Origin of the sequence: Streptomyces europaeiscabiei, from assembly GCF_036346855.1 — a bacterium.
GTDB classification, from domain to species: domain Bacteria; phylum Actinomycetota; class Actinomycetes; order Streptomycetales; family Streptomycetaceae; genus Streptomyces; species Streptomyces europaeiscabiei.
Window position 1 is genome coordinate 5,412,585 of record NZ_CP107841.1, and the last position, 22,084, is coordinate 5,434,668.

The 22,084-nt window shown below is 72.9% G+C and carries 16 protein-coding genes; 10 read left to right on the forward strand and 6 right to left on the reverse strand.

Features of this window, described 5'->3' with window-relative positions:
• The first annotated feature begins 32 nt into the window (after window positions 1–32).
• Window positions 33–1,595, forward strand: coding sequence for an aminotransferase-like domain-containing protein (locus OG858_RS23725; protein ID WP_319260464.1), 1,563 nt, complete (start codon window positions 33–35; stop codon window positions 1,593–1,595).
• Here OG858_RS23725 and OG858_RS23730 read toward each other — a convergent pair.
• Together OG858_RS23730 and OG858_RS23735 are read right to left on the reverse strand one after the other, a co-directional pair.
• The gene (locus tag OG858_RS23730; RefSeq protein ID WP_319260467.1) at window positions 1,510–2,439 is read right to left on the reverse strand and encodes a hypothetical protein; all 930 of its coding nucleotides are present in this window, start codon (window positions 2,437–2,439) and stop codon (window positions 1,510–1,512) included. The two genes, OG858_RS23725 and OG858_RS23730, sit on opposite strands and share 86 nt — an antisense overlap.
• A gap of 295 nt (window positions 2,440–2,734) precedes the next feature.
• Window positions 2,735–3,211 carry a hypothetical protein gene (locus OG858_RS23735; RefSeq protein WP_328544482.1) on the reverse strand — a complete coding sequence of 159 codons (477 nt, stop codon included), beginning with the start codon at window positions 3,209–3,211 and terminating at the stop codon, window positions 2,735–2,737.
• A 204-nt stretch (window positions 3,212–3,415) separates the two neighbouring features.
• On the opposite strand from OG858_RS23735, the gene OG858_RS23740 reads away from it, so the two are divergent.
• Together OG858_RS23740 and OG858_RS23745 are read left to right on the forward strand one after the other, a co-directional pair.
• On the forward strand, window positions 3,416–4,642 hold the full coding sequence (locus OG858_RS23740) for a PP2C family protein-serine/threonine phosphatase (protein WP_319067664.1): 1,227 nt from the start codon (window positions 3,416–3,418) through the stop codon (window positions 4,640–4,642).
• Between the two features lie 105 nt (window positions 4,643–4,747).
• A complete protein-coding gene (locus OG858_RS23745; protein WP_319067665.1) occupies window positions 4,748–5,986 on the forward strand; it encodes a hypothetical protein in 1,239 nt (412 codons plus the stop codon).
• 293 nt (window positions 5,987–6,279) lie between these two features.
• On the opposite strand, the gene OG858_RS23750 is transcribed toward OG858_RS23745, so the two are convergent.
• The 3 genes from OG858_RS23750 to OG858_RS23760 all read right to left on the reverse strand — a co-directional run bounded on the left by OG858_RS23750 (window position 6,280) and on the right by OG858_RS23760 (window position 10,845).
• Window positions 6,280–7,788 carry a sensor histidine kinase gene (locus OG858_RS23750; RefSeq protein WP_328544481.1) on the reverse strand — a complete coding sequence of 503 codons (1,509 nt, stop codon included), beginning with the start codon at window positions 7,786–7,788 and terminating at the stop codon, window positions 6,280–6,282.
• A gap of 79 nt (window positions 7,789–7,867) precedes the next feature.
• Window positions 7,868–8,635: a response regulator transcription factor gene (locus tag OG858_RS23755; protein WP_328544480.1), complete on the reverse strand. Its 768-nt coding sequence runs from the start codon at window positions 8,633–8,635 to the stop codon at window positions 7,868–7,870.
• A gap of 248 nt (window positions 8,636–8,883) precedes the next feature.
• Entirely contained in the window at window positions 8,884–10,845 is a 1,962-nt protein-coding gene (locus OG858_RS23760; protein WP_328544479.1) for an Ig-like domain repeat protein, read from the reverse strand.
• A gap of 320 nt (window positions 10,846–11,165) precedes the next feature.
• Here OG858_RS23760 and OG858_RS23765 point away from each other — a divergent pair, with 320 nt between their 5' ends.
• Entirely contained in the window at window positions 11,166–11,924 is a 759-nt protein-coding gene (locus OG858_RS23765) for a mechanosensitive ion channel family protein (RefSeq protein WP_086749460.1), read from the forward strand.
• Between the two features lie 135 nt (window positions 11,925–12,059).
• Here OG858_RS23765 and OG858_RS23770 read toward each other — a convergent pair whose 3' ends face one another.
• On the reverse strand, window positions 12,060–12,902 hold the full coding sequence (locus tag OG858_RS23770; protein ID WP_086749459.1) for an NPP1 family protein: 843 nt from the start codon (window positions 12,900–12,902) through the stop codon (window positions 12,060–12,062).
• Window positions 12,903–13,149: 247 nt separating this feature from the next.
• On the opposite strand from OG858_RS23770, the gene OG858_RS23775 reads away from it, so the two are divergent.
• The 6 genes from OG858_RS23775 (at window position 13,150) to OG858_RS23800 (ending at window position 22,033) form a co-directional block, all read left to right on the forward strand.
• Window positions 13,150–16,965 carry a WD40 repeat domain-containing protein gene (locus tag OG858_RS23775; RefSeq protein WP_328544478.1) on the forward strand — a complete coding sequence of 1,272 codons (3,816 nt, stop codon included), beginning with the start codon at window positions 13,150–13,152 and terminating at the stop codon, window positions 16,963–16,965.
• Window positions 16,966–17,080: 115 nt separating this feature from the next.
• On the forward strand, window positions 17,081–17,635 hold the full coding sequence (locus OG858_RS23780; protein ID WP_086752073.1) for a SigE family RNA polymerase sigma factor: 555 nt from the start codon (window positions 17,081–17,083) through the stop codon (window positions 17,633–17,635).
• On the forward strand, window positions 17,632–19,032 hold the full coding sequence (locus tag OG858_RS23785; RefSeq protein ID WP_328544477.1) for an outer membrane protein assembly factor BamB family protein: 1,401 nt from the start codon (window positions 17,632–17,634) through the stop codon (window positions 19,030–19,032). Before OG858_RS23780 ends, OG858_RS23785 begins: the two co-directional genes overlap by 4 nt.
• 385 nt (window positions 19,033–19,417) lie before the next feature.
• Complete coding sequence (locus tag OG858_RS23790; RefSeq protein ID WP_373420894.1) at window positions 19,418–19,543, forward strand: hypothetical protein; 126 nt, start codon at window positions 19,418–19,420, stop codon at window positions 19,541–19,543.
• Window positions 19,544–19,774: 231 nt separating this feature from the next.
• The gene (locus OG858_RS23795; protein ID WP_319067716.1) at window positions 19,775–20,323 is read left to right on the forward strand and encodes a Uma2 family endonuclease; all 549 of its coding nucleotides are present in this window, start codon (window positions 19,775–19,777) and stop codon (window positions 20,321–20,323) included.
• A 357-nt stretch (window positions 20,324–20,680) separates the two neighbouring features.
• Window positions 20,681–22,033, forward strand: coding sequence for a helix-turn-helix domain-containing protein (locus OG858_RS23800; protein WP_086752069.1), 1,353 nt, complete (start codon window positions 20,681–20,683; stop codon window positions 22,031–22,033).
• The last annotated feature ends 51 nt before the right edge of the window (window positions 22,034–22,084 follow it).

Consider the following 22,084-nt stretch of genomic DNA (forward strand, 5'->3'; position numbering starts at 1 on the left):
GGTGAGAGCCGGGGGAAGGTGGGGCGACCGTCATGGCTGACTACCGGCGTATCGCCGATCGCGTCGCGGACGACATCGCCGCCGGGCGGCTGCAGCCCGGTGACCGGCTGCCGCCGCAGCGGGTGTTCGCGCGGCGGCGGGGGATCGCCGGGTCCACCGCCGGACGGGTGTACGCGGAGCTGGTGCGGCGCGGGCTGGTGGTGGGAGAGGTCGGGCGCGGCACGTTCGTACGGGCGGCGCCGCCGGGACCGGCCGGGCGGGCGCTGGCCGAGCCGGCCGGCTCGGAGCCCGTGAACCTGGAGCTCAACTATCCCTCCGCGCCCGGCCAGTCGGAGCTGCTGGCCGCCGGGATCGCGCCGCTGCTACGGCCGGACGTGCTGACGGACGCGCTGCGCACGGCCCCGGCGACCGGTACGGCCGCCGCGCGCGAGGCCGCGGCCGGGCTGCTCGCCACGGGGGGCTGGCGCCCGGCCCCGGACCGGTTCCTCTTCGCCGGGAACGCCCGCCAGGCCATCGCGGCGGCCCTCGCCCACCTCGTACGGCCCGGGGGCCGCGTCGGCGTCGAGGCCCTCACGTATCCGCTGGTCAAGGAGATCGCCGGTCGGCTGGGGGTGACCCTGGTGCCGCTCGCGACGGACGGGCAGGGGGTGCGGCCGGAGGCCGTGGTCGCCGCGCACCGGGCGGCGCCGTTGTCGGCGGTGTATGTGCAGCCGACGTTGCACAATCCGACGTCCGTGACGATGGGCGGCGTACGGCGGGCCGAGCTCGCCCGTGTGGTGCGGGAGTCCGACCTGCCGGTGATCGAGGACCGGATCTGGTCGTTCCTGGCGGACGGGGATCGTGGTGAAGGGGACTCCGGCGAGGACGTGCCGCCGCCGTTGGCCCTGTTCGCGCCGGAACGGGTGTTCGTCGTCGACGGGTTGTCCAAGCGGGTCGCGCCGGGGCTGACGGTCGGGTTTCTGGTGGTGCCGCAGGGGCGGGTCGAGGGGGCGGCGGACGCGTTGCGTTCGGGGGGCTGGACGGCGGGGCGGTTCGCGCTGGAGGCGGGGGTGCGGTGGATCGGGGACGGGACGGTCGGGCGGCTGGTCGCGGCGAAGCGGGCGGACGCGGCGGCACGGCAGCGGCTGGTCGCCGAGCATCTCGCGGGGTTCGCCGTACGGGGGGATCCGCGGGCGTACTACGCGTGGTGGGAGTTGCCGGAGCCGTGGCGTGCCGACACGTTCTGCGCGGCGGCGGCCCAGAGGGGGGTGGCGGTGACTCCGGGGTCGGCGTTCAGCGTGCCGACGGTGGGGGCCGGCCGGGGGCCCGTCGGCAGCGGGCCGGTGGCCGGTGCGGGGCGGAGGGCCGGGGCCGGTGGCCCGGTGGCCGGTGCGGGGCCGGGTTCGGGCGCGCTCGGCGGCGCTGACAGGGTGCCGCCGCGCCCGGCGGAGGGACCCCCGTCGCCCCGACGGTGGGGTGAGCGTTCTCGGGCGGGGCAGCCCTGGGCGGCCGCTCCCGCCTCCGACTGCGTCAGGCTGGGGCTCGCGTCGGTTCCTCCGTCGGAGTTGGCGAGGGCGTTGCGGACGCTCGGCGAAGTCGCGCGAGCCGGCCCGTGAGCCAGGCGACCGCGGCCACGGTCGTGCCGAGGCCCAGGAGACCCCAGGTGACGGTGCGCAGGGTGGCGGTGAGAGCGTCGTAGACGGCGCCGGCGGCCGCGGGGGAGACGCCGGGAGGCAGGTCGGCGAGGGTGAGGTGGCGGCCGAGGGCGACGGCGACGCCGAGGAGCGCGCCGCCGAGAGCCGTGCCGAGGCCTGTCGCGCAGACGGCCCGGCGGCGTTGCGTCGCGATGAGAATGCCACCGGCGGCCAGCGCGAGCGCACCGACCGGGAGCCAGAACGCGGCGATTTCGAGCACGCGATATCCCTTCCGAAGCTGAACCAGTTCCGCGGCCGACAGCACCTCGACCTCGATGTGCGCGACCGGGATGCGATGGGCGAACGGCACGTGGTCGCGGACGAGCTGACGCTTGACGCGTTCGCCGACCGGCGCGAGGTCGAGCGTCACCGCCCGGGCCTCGACGCCGCCCGCGCCCCCGACGTACGCGCCCTCCCCGCGTACCGCCGTCAGCACCGCGTCGTGCGCCGCCCGGTTCGCCGTGTGCCACGCGGTGCGGAACGCCTCCGTCTGTGTGAAGGAGTGCGCCGCGTCATGTGTGAAGTCCCGCACCGGTCGCCGCAGCCGCGGCCCCACCCGGACCTCGCGCAGGATCCCGGCGGCGACCGCGTCCGCGAGCGCCTCCCGTACGGCGGGGTCGGTGGCCAGCGGTGCCATGACCGCCTCGTACCGCGACCGGTCCGCGATCTCGTACGTCGTCCACGCGGCCAGCGCACCCACCGGCGTGAGCAGGCAGGCGAACACGGTCAGTACGGCCGACAGGGTGCCGCGGGCAGGGTGGGACACCCCTCCAGGCAAGCCTCCCGCCCACCACCGCGCGAGCGCTCCCGCCGCACGTGACTGCGAATGGCCGCGCAGGACAAGCCGAACGGGGAGACCGGCCGCCGCCGCCGGCGACGGCTTCGTACGAGCGCTGGAAGGACCGCGATCCCTGCCAGGACGGGCACGGGCACGGGGACGAGCAGCGGGACGGGGCCGTCTCGTTCATGTGTACCTTCACGGCCTTCGCCACCTGGGAGTGGGAGGAGGAGGCCTGAGCGGGCCGGGGCCGCTGTTTGGGGGAGGCCTGAGCGGGCCCCGGTCACCGCAGCCGGTGGCCCGCCGCGTCCTCGTGCGTGTAGTAGCGGTAGAAGTTCGCCGCGAAGAACCCCGCCGCGATGGCGAGCGACATGGCCACGGAGCGCAGCACGCTGTGCTGCGACGCCTGGCTGTAGAGGAAGCCGAAGGCACAGCCCGCGAAAGCGGCCCAGACGGCGGCGCGCAGTTCGCGGCGCAGACGGGGGGCCACGGTCAGTACGGCGGTGTGGAGCGCGGCGAACACGAACGCGCTCACGAAGCCGAAGAGGACGTTCCAGCCGGTGATGGGACCGGCGTCGCGGTTCATGGCCGCGGCCCAGTAGCCGTAGACGAGGCCCAGGACCACGGGCAGGATCCGGTTCGCGAGTATGTGGGTGCGCTCGCTGAAGACATCGGGTGTGGCCGGCGCCGCCCGCCTGCCCGGAGCCGAGGGCCCGCCCGGAATCACCGGCCGGCCCGGAGTGGGTGCTGCTTGCGCCATGGGAGCACTCCTCTCTTCCCTCCCCCGCGACTCTCCGCCCCGACTACCAGAGCACACCTGGGGCGGGCCCGTGGCAAGTCGGGGCACGGAAGCCGTGACAGCGCCGTGGCACGGGGGCGGAGGCCGTATCGGGGGCTGGGCGGCGAGGCGCGGCGCGGGGTGGTCGGGATGCGGGGGGCCCGGGGGCGTGTTTCGCTGTGGGGCATGCGGATGCGGATGCCGGTGCCGCGTGGGCGCCGGGAGCCGGACCCCGTCGAGCGGCTGCAACTGCTGCGGGTCCGCGGGCGCGACATCTCCTGGCTTCCGCCGCTGGTGGTGCTGCTCGCCGTGCCGGTGGTCGACTGGTACACCGGCGGCGACTTCCGGATCATCTCGTGGCTGGTGCTCGTACCGGGCGTGGCCGCCGCGGTCTGCCGGGTGCGGACGACGGCGCTGTTCGCGGCGCTCTCGCTGCTCATGTACTTCGTGGGCGACAGCTCCTGGCCCCACCAGTACCGCAACGGCCTGCCCGACTTCGTCCTCGTCGCCCTCGGCGGAATCCTGTCCGTGCTGGCCTGCGCGGTACGGCTGCGCGGGCAGGAGCGGATGATGCACATGCGGGCCGTCGTCGACACCACCCGCCGTATCCTGCTGCGCCAGCTCCCGCCGGACGTCGGCGGCCTCGACCACGCGGAGATCTACCTCGCCGCCGACAGCCAGGCCCGCGTGGGCGGCGACTTCTACGACATCCAGCCCAGCCCGCACGGCACCCGCGTCGTCCTCGGCGACGTCCAGGGCAAGGGGCTCGCGGCGGTGGAGGCGGCGTCCGTGCTGCTCGGCACGTTCCGCGAGGCCGCCTATTACGAGTCCGACCCGGTCACCGTGGCCGAGCGGCTGGAGACGCGGATGGTGCGCCACGTGCGGTACTGCGCGCACGTCGGCCGCGACGACTCCGAACGCTTCGCCACCGCCGTGCTCCTCGACTTCCCCGAACTGCGCAGCGTGCGGACCGACTGGGGGCCGGACCTCACCGGGCTCGATTCGCTCACCGTCGACGTCATCAACTTCGGCCACGAACCCCCGCTCCTGGTCTCCCCCGCCGGCGTGCTCCTCCTGCCCATGAGGGAAGGCCTCCCGCTGGGGCTCGGTGAGCTGGCACCGCGGACGCCGGCGACGGCCTCGGTCCGGCTCGCCCCCGACGAGACGTTGCTCCTGGTCACGGACGGGGTGACGGAGGCCCGCGACGGGAGAGGTGTCTTCTTCCCTCTCCGCGAGTACCTCACCCGCGCCTTGGCCGTCGGCCCGCCCGCCCTCGACCCCCAGTCCCTGGTCCGCCTGGTCCGCGACGGCGTCCTCGCCCACACCGGAGGCGGCCTCGACGACGACACGACGATCTTCGCGGTACGGCGGGCGTCGGAGCCGATACGGAGAGGCCCGGGGGCCCCGGAGTGAGCGCTCCTCGCACGCTCCTTTCCCCGTTTGCACGCGCAGCGGTTACGGTGCTGGCTGGTGTACGTGATCGACGGGGAGCCGATGGGAATCGATGGGGAGGGAACGATGCCCGGAACAGTGCTGCTGCTCGCGGCCTCGCCCATGGGCAAGGGGTGCCTCGTGGACGCGGCCTCCGTGCTTCCCGTACTGGCGGCCGTCACGCCCGAGGTGCTGTCCGGCACGGGTACGGCGAACGTGGTCGAGCTGGCCGATCCGCTGGAGCCGCAGGCCGTCCTCACCCGGCTGCGCGCCGCGGCCACCGCGCCGGGGCCGCTCACCGTGTACCTCGCCGGGCAGCTCCAACTCGACCGCAAGCAGCGGCTCGTACACCTGGCGCTGGCCCGTACGACGCCGGCGACCGTGCGGTACACGGCGTTTCCCTGGCACTGGATCGTGGAGGAACTGCGGCTGCGTGCGCCCGGTTCCACGACCCTGTTCGTCGATCTGCACGCCGACGCGGAGGTGTGGCGGCAGTTGGCGGGACAGCCGCTGTCGGCCGGGCCCGGGGTGAGTGTGTACGGGCGGATCGCGCCGCCGGGCGCGGGGATGCGGCGGGGCGTGGCCGTGCCCGGGTACATGAAGGCGCTGGCGACGATACTGCGGAGTGGGCAGCGGCCGGGGCCGGGTGCGCTCCACGAGCAGGTGCTCGCGCGGACGGGGGGTTACGGGGATCTCGTGCTGGCCTGGGACGCGACGGTGCCCGGTGGGGGCGTCCCGCGTACGACGGTGCCGGGCGCGGGCGCCCCGCACGGCGATGTCGCCCCCGCCGTCCCCGCCACCTCCACCCGTCCCGTCCCGTCCCCGGAGGCTGCGCCGATTCGGAGGAGCCTGCCCACGCCCTCGGAGGCCGCCGACCCCCACAGCGCCATCGCCGTCGCCGTCGAAGCCGGTCGGCATTCCGAGGCGGCCGGGCTTGCGGCTCGGTGGGAGCAGGGGGCGTTGCGGGAGTTCGGGGAGGGGTCGGAGGAGGTGCTGCACTGGCGGGAGGTGCGGGCGGATCTGGCGATGTTCGCGGGGGACGCGGCCGGGAGTTGTGAGACCTGGATGGGTGTCGCCCGGGCGCGGCTCGCGGCGGGGCGGCTCGCGCAGGACCCGGTGGTGGAGGCGGCGGTCGACCGGGCGCACCATCAGTGGGGACTGGTCGCGGACGTGGGACGCGCCCGTGAACTCGGGCTCGTGCTGCTGGAGTTGCGGACCCGGGTTCCGGGGCGGCGGGCCGGGGCCCTGGAGCACGCCCGCCAGTATCTGGCCGAACTGCGTCGGCCCGACGGGGAGTTGAGGTCGGCCCAGCACGTACCCGGTTAGCCGAGCCGGTCGATGAGCCGTCTTCCGTTCGTCGTAGATCGATGAGCCGTCGATCAGGGCGAATGCCGGGCCGACCTCGGAGGGGAGTTGTACGAGGTCACACCGGCACTGCACCGGGTGGGACACCATACGTTGATCACTTAAGCGGTCGTAGCTCCGGAACGGATCGGAGTTTGATCAGAGAATGATCAGAAACAGCCCTGCTCTCGGCAAAGTCCAACCCTGTCGCAACCCGGGCGTGATGACAGGTGGAGCTCGGCCGATCGGGGCTGGTCAGGGCAGGTCAGGGCTGGTCAGGAGGAGGCCGGGATCAGCACCCTGAACCACGCCCCCTGGTGCGGCGGTCGGGACGGTTCCAGCGTGACCGTGCCGCCGTGGGCCGTCGCGATCGCCGCGACGATGCTGAGGCCGAGCCCGCTGCCGGCGGCCCGCGTCTCCTCACCGCGGACGAAGGGGTCGAAGAGCCGGGCGCGCAGTTCGCCCGGGATTCCGGGACCGTCGTCGAGGACCTCGATCACCCGGTAGCCGTCCTCCGTGCCGAGCCCCAGCGTCGTCGTGGTGCCCGACGGCGTGTGGACCCGCGCGTTGGCCAGCAGGTTGGCGACCAGCTGGTGCAGCCGCAACGGGTCGCCGGTGACCGTGTGGTCGCCGGGGGCGAGCAGCAGCCGTACGGGATGGTCGGGGTGGCAGTCGCGGGCGGCGGAGGCCGCGTCGCGGCACAGCTGGGCCAGGTCCACGCAGGTCAGTTGCAGGGGCTGGCCGAGGTCGAGGCGGGTCAGCAGCACGAGTTCGTCGATGAGCGTGCTCATCCGGCCGACCTCGGTGGCGATCCGGCCGAGCGCCTCCTGCCGCATGGGTTCGTACGCGGGGTCGCCGACCCGGGCGAGTTCGGCGTAACCGGAGATCGTGGTCAGCGGGTTGCGCAGTTCGTGCCCGGCGGCCGCCATGAACTCCCGCAGCCGACGCTCGGTGTCCTGCCGCTCCCTGACCTCGCGGCGACCGAGGCGGCGGGCGCCGATCAGGACGGTGGCGAGGAGGGGGAGCGCGGCGGCCGTCTCGACCTGGAGGAGGCGCTCGACCGCCCGCCGGTCGTCCGCCGTCGACCTGGCCGTGACGATGTAGCCGCCCTCGCGGTTCCGGCCCGCCTCCGGCGCGCGCACCACCTTCGCCCGGTAACTCTCCCCGAACGCCGACGGGTTCGCCCGGCCCGCGTACGCCTTCAGCCGGGCGGGCGTGAGCGCCGGGAACGCGGGGAGACCGTCGGACCCCGCGTAGCGCTCCACGACCCGGCCCTCGGCGTCGAGGACGAGGATCAGGTCGTTGTCGTCGATGGAGATGGATGAGGCCGCCACGGAGGCCGGGGCGGGGGCCGGGCTGGTGGTGGGGCTGGTGGTGGGCGCGGGCCCGGGTGCGAACGCCGATGCCCGTGATGACGGCGGGACCGACGACCGCGCCGACGGCGACACCGATGCCGTCGTGGCCCTCGGGGGCGGCGCCGGGACCTGCCCCGGAGGGCCGACGCTGCCGGATCCGCCGAGTTTGCTGGCCCGCGTTATCTCCTGGTCGGTGCGGGCGGTGAGCTGTTGGGCGAGGGTGTGGGCGGAGAGGGCGGCGACCGCGCCCAGGGTGGTGAGGGTGGCGATCAGCCAGAAGCCGACGGTGCGTTGGCCCGTGCGGTGGGGGCGGATCGGCTGCTCCACCGGAGGAAGGGGGCGGCCGGGGTGGGGCCGACGGCACGTGTCACTCGGCGCGAGCAGTCCGGCCGCCCTGATGTTCTCGCCCAGCCCGGTGAACCCACTCATCCGACCAGCCCGTCCACGTCGCCCGGTGTTCCGTAGCCCCCGCCGCTGTCGCCCGCCCCTCCCCGGGGGACTTCCTCGCTCAGTTCGTGCACAGTTGGTAGCCCACGCCCCTGACCGTCCGTATGAGGGACTGGCCCGGCTCGCCCAGTTTGCGGCGCAGGTAGTAGATGTACGTGTCGACGACGCCGGACCCCTCGTCGCGGTGGTTCCAGACGCGTTCCTGGATCTGGCCCCGGGACAGGACGCGGCCGGGGTTCTCCATGAGGTAGCGCAGGAGGGCGAACTCGGTGGTGGTGAGCTCCACGGGACGGCCGGCGGCCCAGACCTGGTGGGCGTCGGCGTCGAGTTGGACCGCGCCGGCGCGGAGGCGGTTGCGGTCGGGCGCGGGCCGGCCGCCGCCGGCCCGGCGCAACAGGGCGCGGACGCGGGCGGCGACCTCCTTCAGCTCGAACGGCTTGGTGACGAAATCGTCGCCGCCCATGTCCAGTCCGCGTACCCGGTCGTCGACACCGCCGAGCCCGGTGAGGAACAGGACCGGAACCGCGTTGCCCCGGTCGCGCAGGGTCCGGCACACCTCGAAGCCGCCCAGATCGGGGAGGTTGACGTCGAGGAGGATCAGATCGGGGTCGTACCGGGTGACGGCCTGCAGCGCCTGGCGTCCGGTCGCCGCGGCGCTCACCTGGTATCCGAGGAACTCCAGCGCCATGGTCAGCATGGACCGGATCCCCTCCTCGTCGTCCACGACGAGCAGGCGCCCGGCGGAACCGGCGGTACCCGCTGATGGGGCCTGCGCGGCAGGTGCGGCTGGTGGGACTGCGGCGTGGGCGGAGGGCACAGGGGTGGTCATGTCCTGTTCCTTTGCGACCGTGACCTCAGTTTGAGGTCTCAAGTTTCGGAAGAGACCGTATCGTCACACGTACCGGCAGGTAAGGGAGACCGCTTTCCCATTCATTCGGAATGCCCCGTTCCCTGCGGTCGTGCTCTCCCCCGGCCGCCGGGCGCGAAAGCGGCGAGCGCCGCCGGGGGACCCGTGGAACCCCCGGCGGCGCTCGCCGTCGTGCTGCCCGTGCTGCCCGTGCTGCCCCGTGTCGCCTGTCAGTTGGTGTACATGAAGTACTTCCAGGCCCCGTACGTCGTGGTGTTGACGTTGTCGCCGGAGCCGCCGTCGTGGTACTCGGAGCGGAAGCGGAGGCGGACGTCCGTGGTGGGGGTGCCCGTGAGGGTGATGTCGGACCCGCCGGACGTGCCGAGGGGGAAGTACTCGGCGCCCCAGTCCTGCCAGGCGCCCTGGTAGTGGAACTGCAGCTGCAGACGCTGCTTGCGGTCCGGGTAGTACGTCATCGTGGTCTTCAGGACGGGGTCCTTGGACTTGCGGATGTAGTGGTACTTCTGGCCCCAGGCCGTCCGGGTCGTGTAGTGGCCCGAGATCGACGACGAGATCTTGACCTTGGTGTAGACGGTGTTGGTGACCGTCCTCGCCTTGTAGCGAGAGTCGCCCGAGAACTTCACCGAGAGCTTGGTGTCGCGCTTGAGGTCGACGGTGACCGACAGGTTCCCCTTCGAGTTCACCGTCCCCGACTTCACCAGCTTGTTCGGCTTGTCCGCGCCGTACGGGTCGGCCCAGATCTCGACCTTGCGGTTCTTGTAGGTCGTGCCGAGGTGCGCGGTGAACTTCACGTCCGCGCCGTAGGCGTACGTCTTGCGGTTCTTGTCCAGCGACAGCGTGGGCGTCGCCCGGGAGACCTCGACGGTGTCGGACGCGGACGCGGCGGTGTGGTCGGCGTCGCCCGCGTACCGCACCGTGTACTTGACCTTGCCGCCGGCCGGCGGGGTGTCGGAGAAGGTGTAGCTGCCGTCCGCCGCCACGGTCACCGCGGCGAGGGCCTTGCCGGCCGTGGACTCCAGGTCGGTGCGGGTCACCGTCAGCTTCGTCCCGGCCGGGAGCGCCGCCTTCGAGGTGACCTTGCCCTTGACCGTGAGCTTCTTCGCGCGGGTGGCCGTGGCCGGGGCGTTCACGGTGATCGTAGTGAGCGCCCTGGTGGGGGCGTCGAGCACGCGCAGCGAGTACACGCCCTCGTCATTGTACGTCACCGCGAAGAGGCGGGAGGCGTCCGGCGCCCAGGCCAGGCCGGAGTCGGGCAGCTCGTCGCCGCCGCTGCCACCACCGGTGTTCGGGAAGTCGTACTCCCGGACCGAGGTGGTGGCGCCCGGCTCGTAGATGTAGATGTCCGGCTCGTAGATGCCGTCGATGCCGGCCGCGACCGTGCCGTCGGGCGCGATGGCGACCGAGTTCGGGTAGGTGTCGCTGGCGTAGGTGCCGTCCGGCGTCAGGTCGGAGGTCTTGAAGACCTGGTGGTGGTACGGGGCCCCGCTGGCCACGACGACGCGCTGCCCGTCCGGGGTGACCGCGAGGTCTCCCATGTTCCCGCCGCCGGTGTCCACGGCCGCCGTACGGCCGGCGGTGCCCGACGCGACGTCGTACACGGCCAGCTTGCTGCCGCCCGGCTCGCCCGCCACCAGAGCGGTGGAGCCGGGGGCCGCGTCCAGGATCGGCGCGTTGTGCCAGAGGTGGGTGGTGTCCTGGTCGAGGGTGACCACGGGCTCCTCGCCGGACAGGTCCAGCGAGCCGAGGTTGCCGGCGGCCGAAGCGCCGTAGCCGAACCAGACCTTGCCGCCGGCCACGGCCACGCCGACCGGGGCGTCGCCCACCGGGTAACGGGCCGACTCGGTCTCCGTCGCCGTGTCGATGGCCACGATCGCGTCGGCGTCGCGCACGGCCGCGTACAGCGTGCCGGAGTCGGCCGACAGCTCCAGGCCCTGGACGCCGGGCAGGTTCGTGAACTGCTTGCGGACGATGCCGTAGTAGTCGGTGACGACGATCTTGCCGTTGGTCGGGTCGCTGACGAAGACCCGCTGGTGGACGCCGTCCACCACGATGTCCGCGCTCGACGCGACCGGAAGGATCTTGGTGCTGTCGGCGGACGCGGTCGGGGCGACCGCGAGTGCGGCGGAGCTGAAGAGGACTGCCAGCGCGGTGGCAGCCGGAAGAGTGCGCATACGCACGGTGTCGAACCCCCCGGAACGAAAGAAGTGGGCGCGTCGTCGCGCGGGGCCGGTGTGTTCGACCTGTGCGGCGCGTGTGACGCATGTGAAGCGTGTGCGAAGACTAAGTCATGCCACTGACAAGAGGGTCACAGGGGGTGGTGGAGAACTCAACGGATTTACGTGACGGACGTCCACTCCGGCGCACGCGCCGTCCGCGCACCCCGTGCGCGGTCACCCGAACGGCCCTGAACTGCGCCGTCACCCGGTCGGCCCACTGCTATCCACAAGGGGAGGGGACGTACTCGACGTACCCGCGAAGGGAAGAACCACCCATGGTCAGCCTGTCCGTCGACGTGTCCGTCGACTTCACCCAGGGCCTGAACGACGCCTGGTCCAAGGTCGCGCAGTTCGTTCCGCAGCTTCTCGCCTTCCTCGTCGTCCTGGTCGTCGGCTGGTTCGTCTCGAAACTGATCGCCCGCGTTCTCGACCGCGTCCTGCGCAAAGTCGGCTCCGAGCGCCTGTCGGAACGTGCCGGAACGTCTCGCCTGCTCCAGGACTCCTCGTACGACCTGACCGGCATCCTCCGCCGGATCGTGTACTACGCGCTGATGCTGCTCACCCTCCAGTTCGCGCTCGGTGTCTTCGGCACGAACCCCGTCAGCACGATGATCAACGGCATCGTCGCCTGGCTCCCGCGCGCGCTCGTCGCCGTCGTGCTCGTCGTCGTGGCGATGGCCATCGCCAACGCGGTACGCGGCATCGTCGGGGGCGCGCTCGCCTCCGTCTCCTACGGCCGGACCCTGGCGACCGCCGTCTGGGCCTGCGTCGTCGGGCTCGGCGTCATCGCGGCGCTCGGCCAGGCCGGCATCGCCCAGGACATCACCCGGCCCGTCCTCTACGCCGCGCTCGGCACGGGCGCCGGAATCCTCGTCGTCGGTGTCGGCGGGGGCCTGATCGGGCCCATGCGGCAGCGGTGGGAGCGGATGCTGACGACGGTCGAGCGGGAGACCGTGCAGGCGAAGGAAAGTGTGGCGGCGTACCAGGCGAGCCGCGAGAGCGTGCCGGCCAGTCGGCAGACCGCCGACATGTGACCGCTGCCAGGTGACCGCTGCCAGGTGATCGCCGTCGTGCTGCGGGGCGGCCCCTGGCCGCGGGCGCGTCGTGGTTCTTCGCGCAGTGCCCCGCGCCCCTTCTGGGGCGCGGGGCACTGCGCGTTTTCATAGGGATCAGCCCGCGCCGTTCGGGTCGAAGGGGATGCCGGAGGGCTTCGCGCGGGTCAGTTCGGTGGTGAAGCGGCCGTCCTTCAGGGGGAAGTTGGCGTCGCCCCAGGTGGCGTTCTGCAGACGGCTCTGGAGGCTGGCCGTCCACTTGTTGTCGCCGCCCGGGAAGCTGTTCCAGCTGATCAGACGCGGGACGTCCCAGCCGCCGTCGCCCCAGGCCTCCGCCCCCTCACCCGACTTGGCGAAGCGGAAGGAGTGGGTGTCCCACACGTTGCCCCCCTTGTGGTAGACGACCTTGAGGCGGACGCCGTCCTTCTGGACGGAACTCCACGACGAGGTCGTGTAGTTGCCGTGGGCGGAGACCGAAGCGTAGGACGGTGTGGAGGCACCCTGCTGCACCCAGACGACGGCGGCCTCCCAGTCGTGGCGGTGCGAGGTGGCGGTGCAGTCGCCGCAGCTCATGTCCTTCTCGAAGTACAGCGTGTAGACGATGGCGCACCAGCCGTTGTTGCACTTCACCCGCGAGTAGGTGTTGGCCTTGCCGAGGTGGTCCGTGCGGCACTGGCCGGTGACCGACCCACTGTCGTCGAGGCCGCCGTTGAGGGTGCCGTTCTTGTCGATCGCCGCGGCGGGGAAGCAGCTGTTCCCGTCGTAGTCGAAGAAGGGCTGGAACGTCTTCTGGAACGAGGTCGTGCTCTCGGCCAGGGGCGTCAGCACACCGGCGTGGGCACTGCCGCCCAGGGCGACGGTCAGGGCGGTGGCGGTGGAGCCGACGAGCGCGGCTCTGCCGAGCAGCCCGAGGCGTGCCTTCAGGGACTTCCGCGTCGACTTCTTCGGTGCTGGGGACATCAGCGGTTCTCCACTTGCTTCGAGGTGGGGGACTCCGGTGATCCGGCTCTGCGGGACCGAGGCTGCCAAGCGGAGAATTGATCGGCACCTGGTTCCACCAGGGCAATCAACTCGGGAAGTCGGTTCCGGGCTGTTCGACGGGGCGTACCGGCGCTGTCATCAACACCACACTTCGCGTGAGCATGGTTACGCGTGTCCATCGGGATACGTATGTTGATCGCCGCCCGAACCGGAAGGGGGGTGGAGTGTGGGGCGTCCCGAAAGACCCCTGGACCCGGCGGCCGGGCCCGTGCAGCGACTCGCCCACGAACTGCGGGAGTTGCGCCGGACCGCGGGCAGCCCGTCCTACCGGGCGATGGCCGAGGGCGGCGCCGGCTTCTCCGCGACGACCCTCTCCCAGGCGGCGGCCGGGGATCGGCTGCCCTCGCTCGCCGTCGTCCGGGGATACGTCCGGGCCTGCGGGGGCGACCCCGGCGAGTGGGAGCCGCGCTGGAAGGAGGCCGAGGCCGAGGCCGGCGCGGCGGCCGCGGACGACGGTGGGGACGACCCGGCGCCGTACCGGGGCCTCGCCCGCTTCGAACCGGACGACCACGACCTGTTCTTCGGCCGCGACCGACTGGTCGAGGAGCTCTGCGGCCTGGTCGCCGCCCACCGCTTCGCGGCCGTCTTCGGCGCCTCCGGCAGCGGTAAGTCGTCCCTGCTGCGCGCCGGGTTCCTGCCCCGGCTCCGCGCGGACATCGCGCGGCAGCGTTGCGAGTCGGTGCTGCGGGTGCTGACCCCGGGCGCCCGGCCGGCGGAGACGTACGGGCATCTGCTGACCGTGGCCGACGACGAGCCGGACAGCTGGGTCGTGGTGGACCAGTTCGAGGAGGTGTTCACCCGCTGCCGGGACGAGGCGGAGCGGACCCGCTTCCTCGACCTGCTGCTGACCGCCCGTGACCCGGACTCCCGGCTCCGGGTCCTCATCGCCGTACGCGCCGACTTCCACGCCCGCTGCGCCGAACACCCCGGCCTCGCGGAGGCGTTGCGCCTCGCCGGGCTGCCGGTCGGCGCGATGACCGCGGACGAGCTGCGTGAGGTCGTGGTACGGCCCGCGCAGGCGGCCGGACTCCTGGTGGAACGCTCGCTCGCCGCGACCGTCGTCGAGGAGGTCCAGGGCCGGCCCGGCGCGCTGCCCATGCTGTCGCACGCCCTGCTGGAGACCTGGCGCCGCCGCAAGGGCCGCATGCTGACGACGGCAGCGTACGAGGCGGCCGGCGGCCTCAACGGCGCGATCGCGGCGAGCGCCGAGACGGTGTACGGGCGGCTGTCCGCGCCCCAGGCCTCAGCCGCCCGGCAGCTGCTCCTGCGGCTGGTCGAGCCGGGACGCGGCACCGTCGACACCGGGCGTCCCCTCACCCGGGACGAACTCCTGGAGTGCGCCCACCCCGACATCCCCGTGGTGGTGGAACTGCTCGCCCGCGCCCGGCTGCTGACCGTCGACGAGGAGGGCGTACGCCTCGCCCACGAGTCCCTGATCGGCTGCTGGCCCCGGCTGCACGGCTGGATCGACCAGGACCGCGAACGGCTGCGCCACCACCGGCAGCTCACCGAGGCCGCCCGCGCCTGGCTGGAGCACGACCGCGACCCCGGCACCCTCTACCGGGGCACCCGGCTGGCCCGCGCGGAGGAGGTGTTCCCCGGCCACGGCTCCGATCTCGCGCTCACCGAGGCGGAACGGGCCTTCCTCACCGCCGCGTTCGACGCCCGGGAGGCGGAGCGCCAGGCCGCCGCCGGTGCCACGCGCCGCGCCCGGACCCTGGTGGGCGCGCTCTCGGCGGTCCTGGCGGTGGCGCTCGTCGCGGGCCTCGCGGCCTGGCGGCAGCACGACGCCAACCTGCTCCAGCAACAGCAGAACACCGCGCGCCGGGTCGCAGCCGTCGCCGACGGGCTGCGCACCACCGACCCCCGCGCCGCCCTTCTCCTGGGCGTCGCCGCCTGGCGCATGGCCCCGCTCCCGGAGACTCGCCGCGCCCTGCTGGGCTCCATCGCCCAGCCGGAGGTGGACGCCTTCTCCGACCCCGCCTCCGGCTACCGCTCCCAGCGCTTCCTCGCCGACTCCGGCCGCACCCTCCTCAGCGTCGACGACAGCACCTGGGAGACGTGGAACCTCTCCACGCGCCGTACCACCGCCTCCGGCCGCCTCCCCGGGGGCGAGGTCCTGGCCGCCGGCCCGGACGCCCGGGTCCTGGCGATCTCGGGGGCGGCCGGCGAGGGGAACGGGGGTGGCGACGGGGGAGTACGGCTGTGGGACGTGGAGGTCGGGCGCTGGACCGGAGGGCCGGCGTTGTCGCCGGGCGGGCAGGGCATCGCTTTCGGGGCGAGCGGGCGGAGTTATGTGGTGGGGGACGCCGGAACCGGTGGCGTGGTCGGCTCCGGCCGGGTACAGCTGCGGTCCGTCGAGGACGGCTCGGTGTTGTTCGAGGCGCGGGGGGTCACTCCGGCGAACGTGGCACCCAGCGCCGATGACCGGCGGGTGGCCGTGTGTCCTGCCGGGAAGGCGCCGCAGGTTCTGGAGGTCGACGGGAGACGGGTGCTGCGGGGCTCGTGGGAGCGGGAGCGGGGGGTGTGCGACGACGACTCGGCGGTGGTGTTCGGGGCGGCCGGCCGGTTCGCCGTCCTGGCCGGCGCCGAGGTGCGGGTGTGGGACGTACACACCGGCGACCGGGTCGCCGAACTCCGTGACCCGGGGGTGCGCTACGCCTCGTTCAGCCGGGACGGGGGGTTCCTGGCTACGGCCGGTTCCGCCGACGAGATCCGCGTGTGGCGGCTGTCGGCCCCGGCCGCCCCCGTCCTGCGCCACCCCCTCAACAACCAGCACCTGCACGGCGGCCTCGCCTGGGACCCGGGCCCGCCCGTCCTGCGCTACCTGGAGGGCGGCACCGCCCACACCCTCGACCTGAAGACCACCGTCACCGCCGCCTGGCGCGACCGCCCCATGGACGCGGTACTGCTCAGCCCCGACGGCCGCTTCTTCGCCACCGCCGAGCGCACGGGCCCCGGCCCCGGCCCCGGGCCCGGCAGCGACAGCGGCTTCGGCTTCGAACTCCGCGCCACCGACAACGGCCGCCTGGTCCGCACGCTGCCGCCCCCGCCCCCGCCCCCGTCCCCGTCCCCGTCGTCGCCCGCCCCGGGCGACGCCGTCCCCCAGATGGCGTTCAGCCCCGACGGCAGCAGGTTCGTCTACGGGGTCACCGCGCCCGGCAGGCCGGCCGCGCCCCAGTGGTTCACCGTCTGGGACCTGGCCCGGGACCGCGAACAGAGCGTGCTGGACCTGGGGCGGACCCAGCCGGGCACGGCGGTGACGGCCCTGGCCCTGTCCCCCGACGGCCGTACCCTCTTCACCACCCGGACCCCGGCCGACGGCGAACCGAGCAACGAGCGGTGGGACACCGCGACCCGCAGCCGTACGGACTCCCTCACCGGGCCGGGCCTGGCGAGCGTCCGCCTGGCGCTCAGCCCCCGTGACGAACTGGTCGTCGGCGACAACAGGGTCGCCCGCGGCAGACCCGGGCGGAGTGTCGCGCTGGACCTCGTCCAGGGCGACCACATCAGCGCGTTGGCCTTCAGCCCCGACGGGAGCCGTGTGGCGGCGGGCGACCGCACCGGCCGGGTCGCCCTGTGGGACGGGGACCTGCGCCGCCGGGCCGGAGTCCTGCGCAACGTCTTCCCGGCGCCGCTGGGCGGGACCCCGGAGGCGGTGAGCGCCCTCGCGCTCAGCCCCGACGGCCGCACCCTCGCCGTCGGCGGCGACGCCGGCACCGTCCAGCTCTGGGACACCACCACCCAACAGCCCCTCGGCGGCCCGCTCCCCTCACCCGGCGAACGCATCGCCTCCCTCGCCTTCAGCCCCGACAACACCACCCTTTTCACCGGCGGCGCCCACGTCCCCCTCCACCGGCACACCGTCGCCCCCACCCGCACCGTCGACCGCGTCTGCGCCCGCGCCGGGTACGAGGAGCTGACACGAGCCGAGTGGGACACGTACGTACCGGACGCGCCGTACCGCAGGGTGTGCGACTAGCGGCCGCGTGCGTCCGCCCGGGGTGTCCCCGGGCGGACGCACAATCTCACTCGATGAGGGATAGCCGTGCGCGGCTCATCACGTCGTGATGGTTGCCGAGAAGGGGGAGGGTTGGATGAAGGCGTCGAGTCACGACGAGTTCCGGGAGTTCGTAGCGATGCGCTCCACCGCGCTGCTGCGGCTCGCGGTGCTGCTCACCGGAGGGGACCGCCATGGAGCGGAGGACCTGCTCCAGATCGCGTTGATGAAAGTGTATGGACGCTGGTCGAGCATCGAGCAGCCCGAGGCGTACGTTCGCCAGGTCATGTACCGCCAGCAGGTCAACCGCTGGCGGCTGCGCAGACACCGCGCGGAGACGACGGTGCCCGTACTGCCCGAGTCGGGCACCGACGCCGACGCCGGGGCGGAGTCCGAGCTGCGGATCGCGCTGTGGGCGGCGCTCGGCCGACTGACGAAGCGCCAGCGGGCCGTGGTCGTCCTGCGCTACTTCGAGGACCTGCCGGAGGCCGAGGTCGCGGCACTGCTGAGGTGTCCGGTCGGCACCGTGCGCAGCACGGCACACAGGTCGCTCGCCAAACTCCGGCTCCTCGTACCGGAACTGGGGCCCGCCGGGCTCGCCGAAGAACAGGCACAGCAGCTCAGCCTTACGCCGAAGGGGGCCCAGGGATGACGACGGAGCAGGTGGAGCAGAAGGTCCGGGAGACTCTGCACGCCGTCGACCTGGACCGCGTACGGGCGCCCGGCGACCTGGTCGAGAAGGTGGTGCGGCGGCGCGCCCGACGCCGTTTCTCGCAGGTGGCGGGGACGGCGGCGGCCGTGGCCGCGATCACCGCGGGGGCGGTCCTCGGCTTCGGGGGCGGCGGGGTGACCGACCAGGACCGGCCGACGCGGCCGGCGGCGTCGCCGGAGGGCTGGAAGCCGTGGCAGATCAGTGCCCGGGGCGCCGTCGAGCGGGGCTGCCTGGTGGACGGATCCGCGCTGTACTGCGCCGGGTACAAGTACGACGCCGCGAAGTTCGACGCGAACACCGGCGAACGCCTGTGGACGGTCAAGGTCAACGGCGACGGCAGCGGGCCCGACCATCCGTTCGCCGTGCGCGACGGCGTGCTCTACGGCTACCGCAACCACACCGCCGACAAGCAGCCGAACGGCAACTACGCGGGCGGCACCGACCTGATGGCGGTGAACACCGACACCGGCAAGGTGCTGTGGACGGTGGAGCTGGCGAGCGACAACCGCGACGACCAGGCCGCCCTGCTCATCGACGGCGCGGTACTGGCCAACGCTCCGACGGACCGGAAGCTGTCGGCCGTCGATCCGCGGACCGGTGAGGTGAAGTGGCGCCACACCTGGGGCAAGGGCATCTGGTGCGACCGGACGGTGTTGAGCGGTGTCCCCTATCTCATGTGCGCGCCGGAGAGGCAGGACCCGGGCTACACCGACGTATTCCGGCTCGACCCTGTCACCGGACGGACCGAGAAGGTCACGGACCTCCCCGGTAGGCAGGAACTCATCGGTACCTCGGGGGACCGGATGGCCCTGGTCACGGTGCCGCCCCGGGAAAGCGGGAACCTCACGGAGGAGGAGCGGGAAAGCAAGACCGTCGAGGAGGAGGCCCAGAAAAGCAAGGACCTGGTGCTGACCCTCGTCGACAGCTCGGGGAAGCAGACCTCACGGCCCTATCGGGTCGAGGGGGCGACGGCCACCCAGGAACTCGTCGGTGATCGTCTGATCTCCGTGTCCTTGGAGGGCAAGGCCTCCTCCTACTCGCTCACGACCGGGAAGACCCTGTGGACCGCCCCGGTCGGCGTCAAGATGCCCGACGGGGAGGCGATCTGGGACGGCATCGCGTCTCCCGTGGTGTCGCCGAGCCAGAACGTCGTGTACTTCCTCGGCACGGCCGGTGATCTGTCCGGCCTCGATGTGCGCACGGGCGAGCAGATCTGGCGCGGTCACGTCGACCCCGGCAAGTACGGGTCCACACCCCAGATCCTGCTCTACGAGGACGTACTGATCGCCCGTCACGGCAGCAAGATGGTCTCCCTCCTGCCACGCGTGGGCGACTGACCAAAGGCCCCGGGCCGGGGCGGGAAGCCTTGTCCTGGCCCGGGGTGCTCAGGTCTGGATTCCGGGCATGAGAGCGTGCGTGGTCGCTCGGTGGCGGTCGCCACCTGTCGCACATGCGCCGACCGGACCCCGCCGCCTCCCCGTCGAACCGGTACGGCTGCGGGCGCGCCGGCGCAGGGAGGAGGCGGGGCCGACCCGGAGCAGGCCGGGCGAGGTTCCGCAACGCGAGTCCGCCGAACTCCTGGACGCGCGCCGCCGCATCCTCCACCGAGCCTCGTGGTGCTCGACGAGGCGGTGCCGCACCGCCCGATCGCCGGCCCCCGAGGCCGTGCGGCAGCGACCGCCGCATCCGCTGAGCCTGCCGGCCCGCGGCACCCGCCCCACCATGCGTGAGCCGCTGCCCGACCTGAAGATCCCCCGCACGTACCTCCACCCCGAGGCCGTCGGCCCGCTCAACGTCATGCTCGACAACCCGGAGGCCTCCGTGCGCGCGGCGGCCGTGGCCGACTGACGCACTCGTCGAGCAGTGTGGCCCGCACACAGAAACGTAACGGCACACTCGTTCGAGTGAATGGCACCGGATTCTCTGTGCGGGCTTCCGGTCTACGCCGAGAACGTCGCGCTGAGCGAACGGAGGTCTGACATGGCGACGGCGGAGCCGATCATCATGCCGGGGTACCAGGGCGAGTACATTTACGGTCCCTATGACGACCCTGACGGCGAGTACGAGGAGCCCTTGCGTATGGGCGGCGTAAGCGTGGACCAGGCCTTCGAGTTGTTCAGTGCGGCGGCCCCCGAGGGCTGGCGTGTGGAGCTGATCGAAGGGGAGATCTGCGTGACACCTCCGGCCAACGGGGAGCACGAGGAGATTGTGTCGGAGGTCGCTGACCAGGTCACCGAGCGGCGCGGCGACCGGTCCCTGCGCAACTACACCGGCATCGGCCTGACCGTCCCCGGCTCCTCCGCGACAGGTCACGTCGTCCCCGACCTGGTCATCGCCCCCAAGGGCAGCTTCGGCGACCAGGAGGAGTGGCACGACCCGTCCTCCGTTCTCCTCGTCGCCGAAGTCACCTCCGACAGCACGGCCGCCCACGACCGGGAGAAGAAGATCCGTGGCTACGCCCGTGCGGGTATCCCGGTCTACCTCCTCATCGACCGTGAGGAGGGCCAGGTGACCGTGTACTCGGAGCCCTCCGGCGACGAGTACGCCAAGGGCGCCCGGCACAAGATGGGGCTGGCCGTTCCCCTGCCCGCGCCCCTCGGCTTCGACGTGGACACCGCCGAGTTCTGAGCGGGCGGTCGGGGCCGGGCGGCCCGGGTCAGCGGGGGAAGGCGTTGGCCGCGGTCGTCAGGGCGGTGACGGCGACGAGGGCGGCGGTGACGGAGCGGGCGTGGCGGGTGAGCAGGTCTCGGATCACGGGGACCTCCCGGCGACGGCGACGGCAACCACCGCGACAGCGGCAGCAGCGATGCGGATGCGGCTGCGGCCGTGACAGCGGATCCGACGGCGGCCGAGCGGCTGATCGGGTGGGTCAAGCGTGCTTGACGTGTCACTCAACGTAAGGCGTTGACTTACCAACGGCAAGAGCACGGTGGGGAGTTGAGGTAAAGCGGCTGGTATGAGCGGGGTTACTGGCATGCTTACGTCATGGCAGGTACGGCCGAGCGTGACGATCCCGAGGTCATCGGGCGCAGAGTGCAGCGACTGCGGACGGAACAGGGCCTCACACAGCGTCAGTTGGCGGAACCCGCGTACACCCCGGCGTACATCTCGACCCTGGAGGCCGGCCGGGTCCGGGCCTCCGAACCGGCCCTGCGGCACATCGCCGAACGCCTCGGCGTGGGGTTCGAGGAACTGGCCACCGGCCGCCCCGCCGGCTTCGCCACCGAGCTGCGGCTGCGCCTGACCGGCGCCCAGCGCACCCTCGCCGGCGGCGCCACGGAGGCCGCCGCCGAGGGGTTCACGGTCGTCCTCGCGGACGCGGAGGAGTACGGGCTGGTCGCCGAGCAGGCCGACGCGCTGCTCGGGCTCGGTGAATGCGCCCTGGAGACCGGCGACCTGGAGACCGCCCAGACCCGGTTCGAGCAGGCCGAGCAGCGGCTCGGCGACGCCCCGCTGCCGGCCCGCGTCCCCGCCCTGCGCGGCCGCGCGACCGCCCACTACCTCGCCGGTGAACTCCGCTACTCCTGCTACCTGTACGAGTCCACCCTCGACGAGCTGAACCGCAACGGCCTGCACGACCCGGACGCGCTGCTCCTCCTCTACACCGGGGTCATCGCCCCCTACATGGACATGGGCGCCCACGCCCGCGCCGCCCAGGCCGCCGAGCTGGCCCTCGCGCTCGCCCCGCAGTCCGGCGACCCCGCCCTCGTCGCCCGTATGCACCGCTCGGTCGCCCGGACGATGATCGCCGAGGGACGTACAGCCGAGGCCGACGCGTCCCTCGTCAAGGCCTCTGAGCTGTACCGGCAGCTCCAGATCCGCACCGAACTGGCCAACTGCCACTGGATGCGCGGCTACCTCCACGCCCAGAACGGCGACTACGCCCGCGCCGAGGAGGAGCTGCGCGAGGCCCGCCGGATGCTCTCCGCCAAGCGCGCCGCCCTCTACACCAGCCAGGTCGCCGTCGAACTCGCCGACGTCCTGCACCGCCGGGGCAAGTCCGAGGAGGCCGCCGAACTGCTCCGCGAGGTCCTCAGCGACCTCAGCTCCGAACGCGGCGCCCTGCACTCCGCCGCCGCACACCGTCTCCTCGGCATCATCGCCGAGGACGCCCGGGACGCGGACGCCGCCGAGGAACACTACGTACGGGCGCTGAGCCTGCTGGAGCGGGCGGGCGCCGCCGGTGACCTGGCCGACCTGTGCCGCCTGCTCGGGGACCTGTACCGCCGCACCGGCCGCGTGGAGGCCGCCCTCGACGCCTACCGCACCGGCCTCGGCCACCGCACCGCCCCCGGCACCACCACCCTCGGCCCGGCCCCCGCACAGCCGCCTCTCTGACGATTCCGGGCCGCCGCACAGCCCCGCGCCCTAGCCTCCTCATGTGGAGAC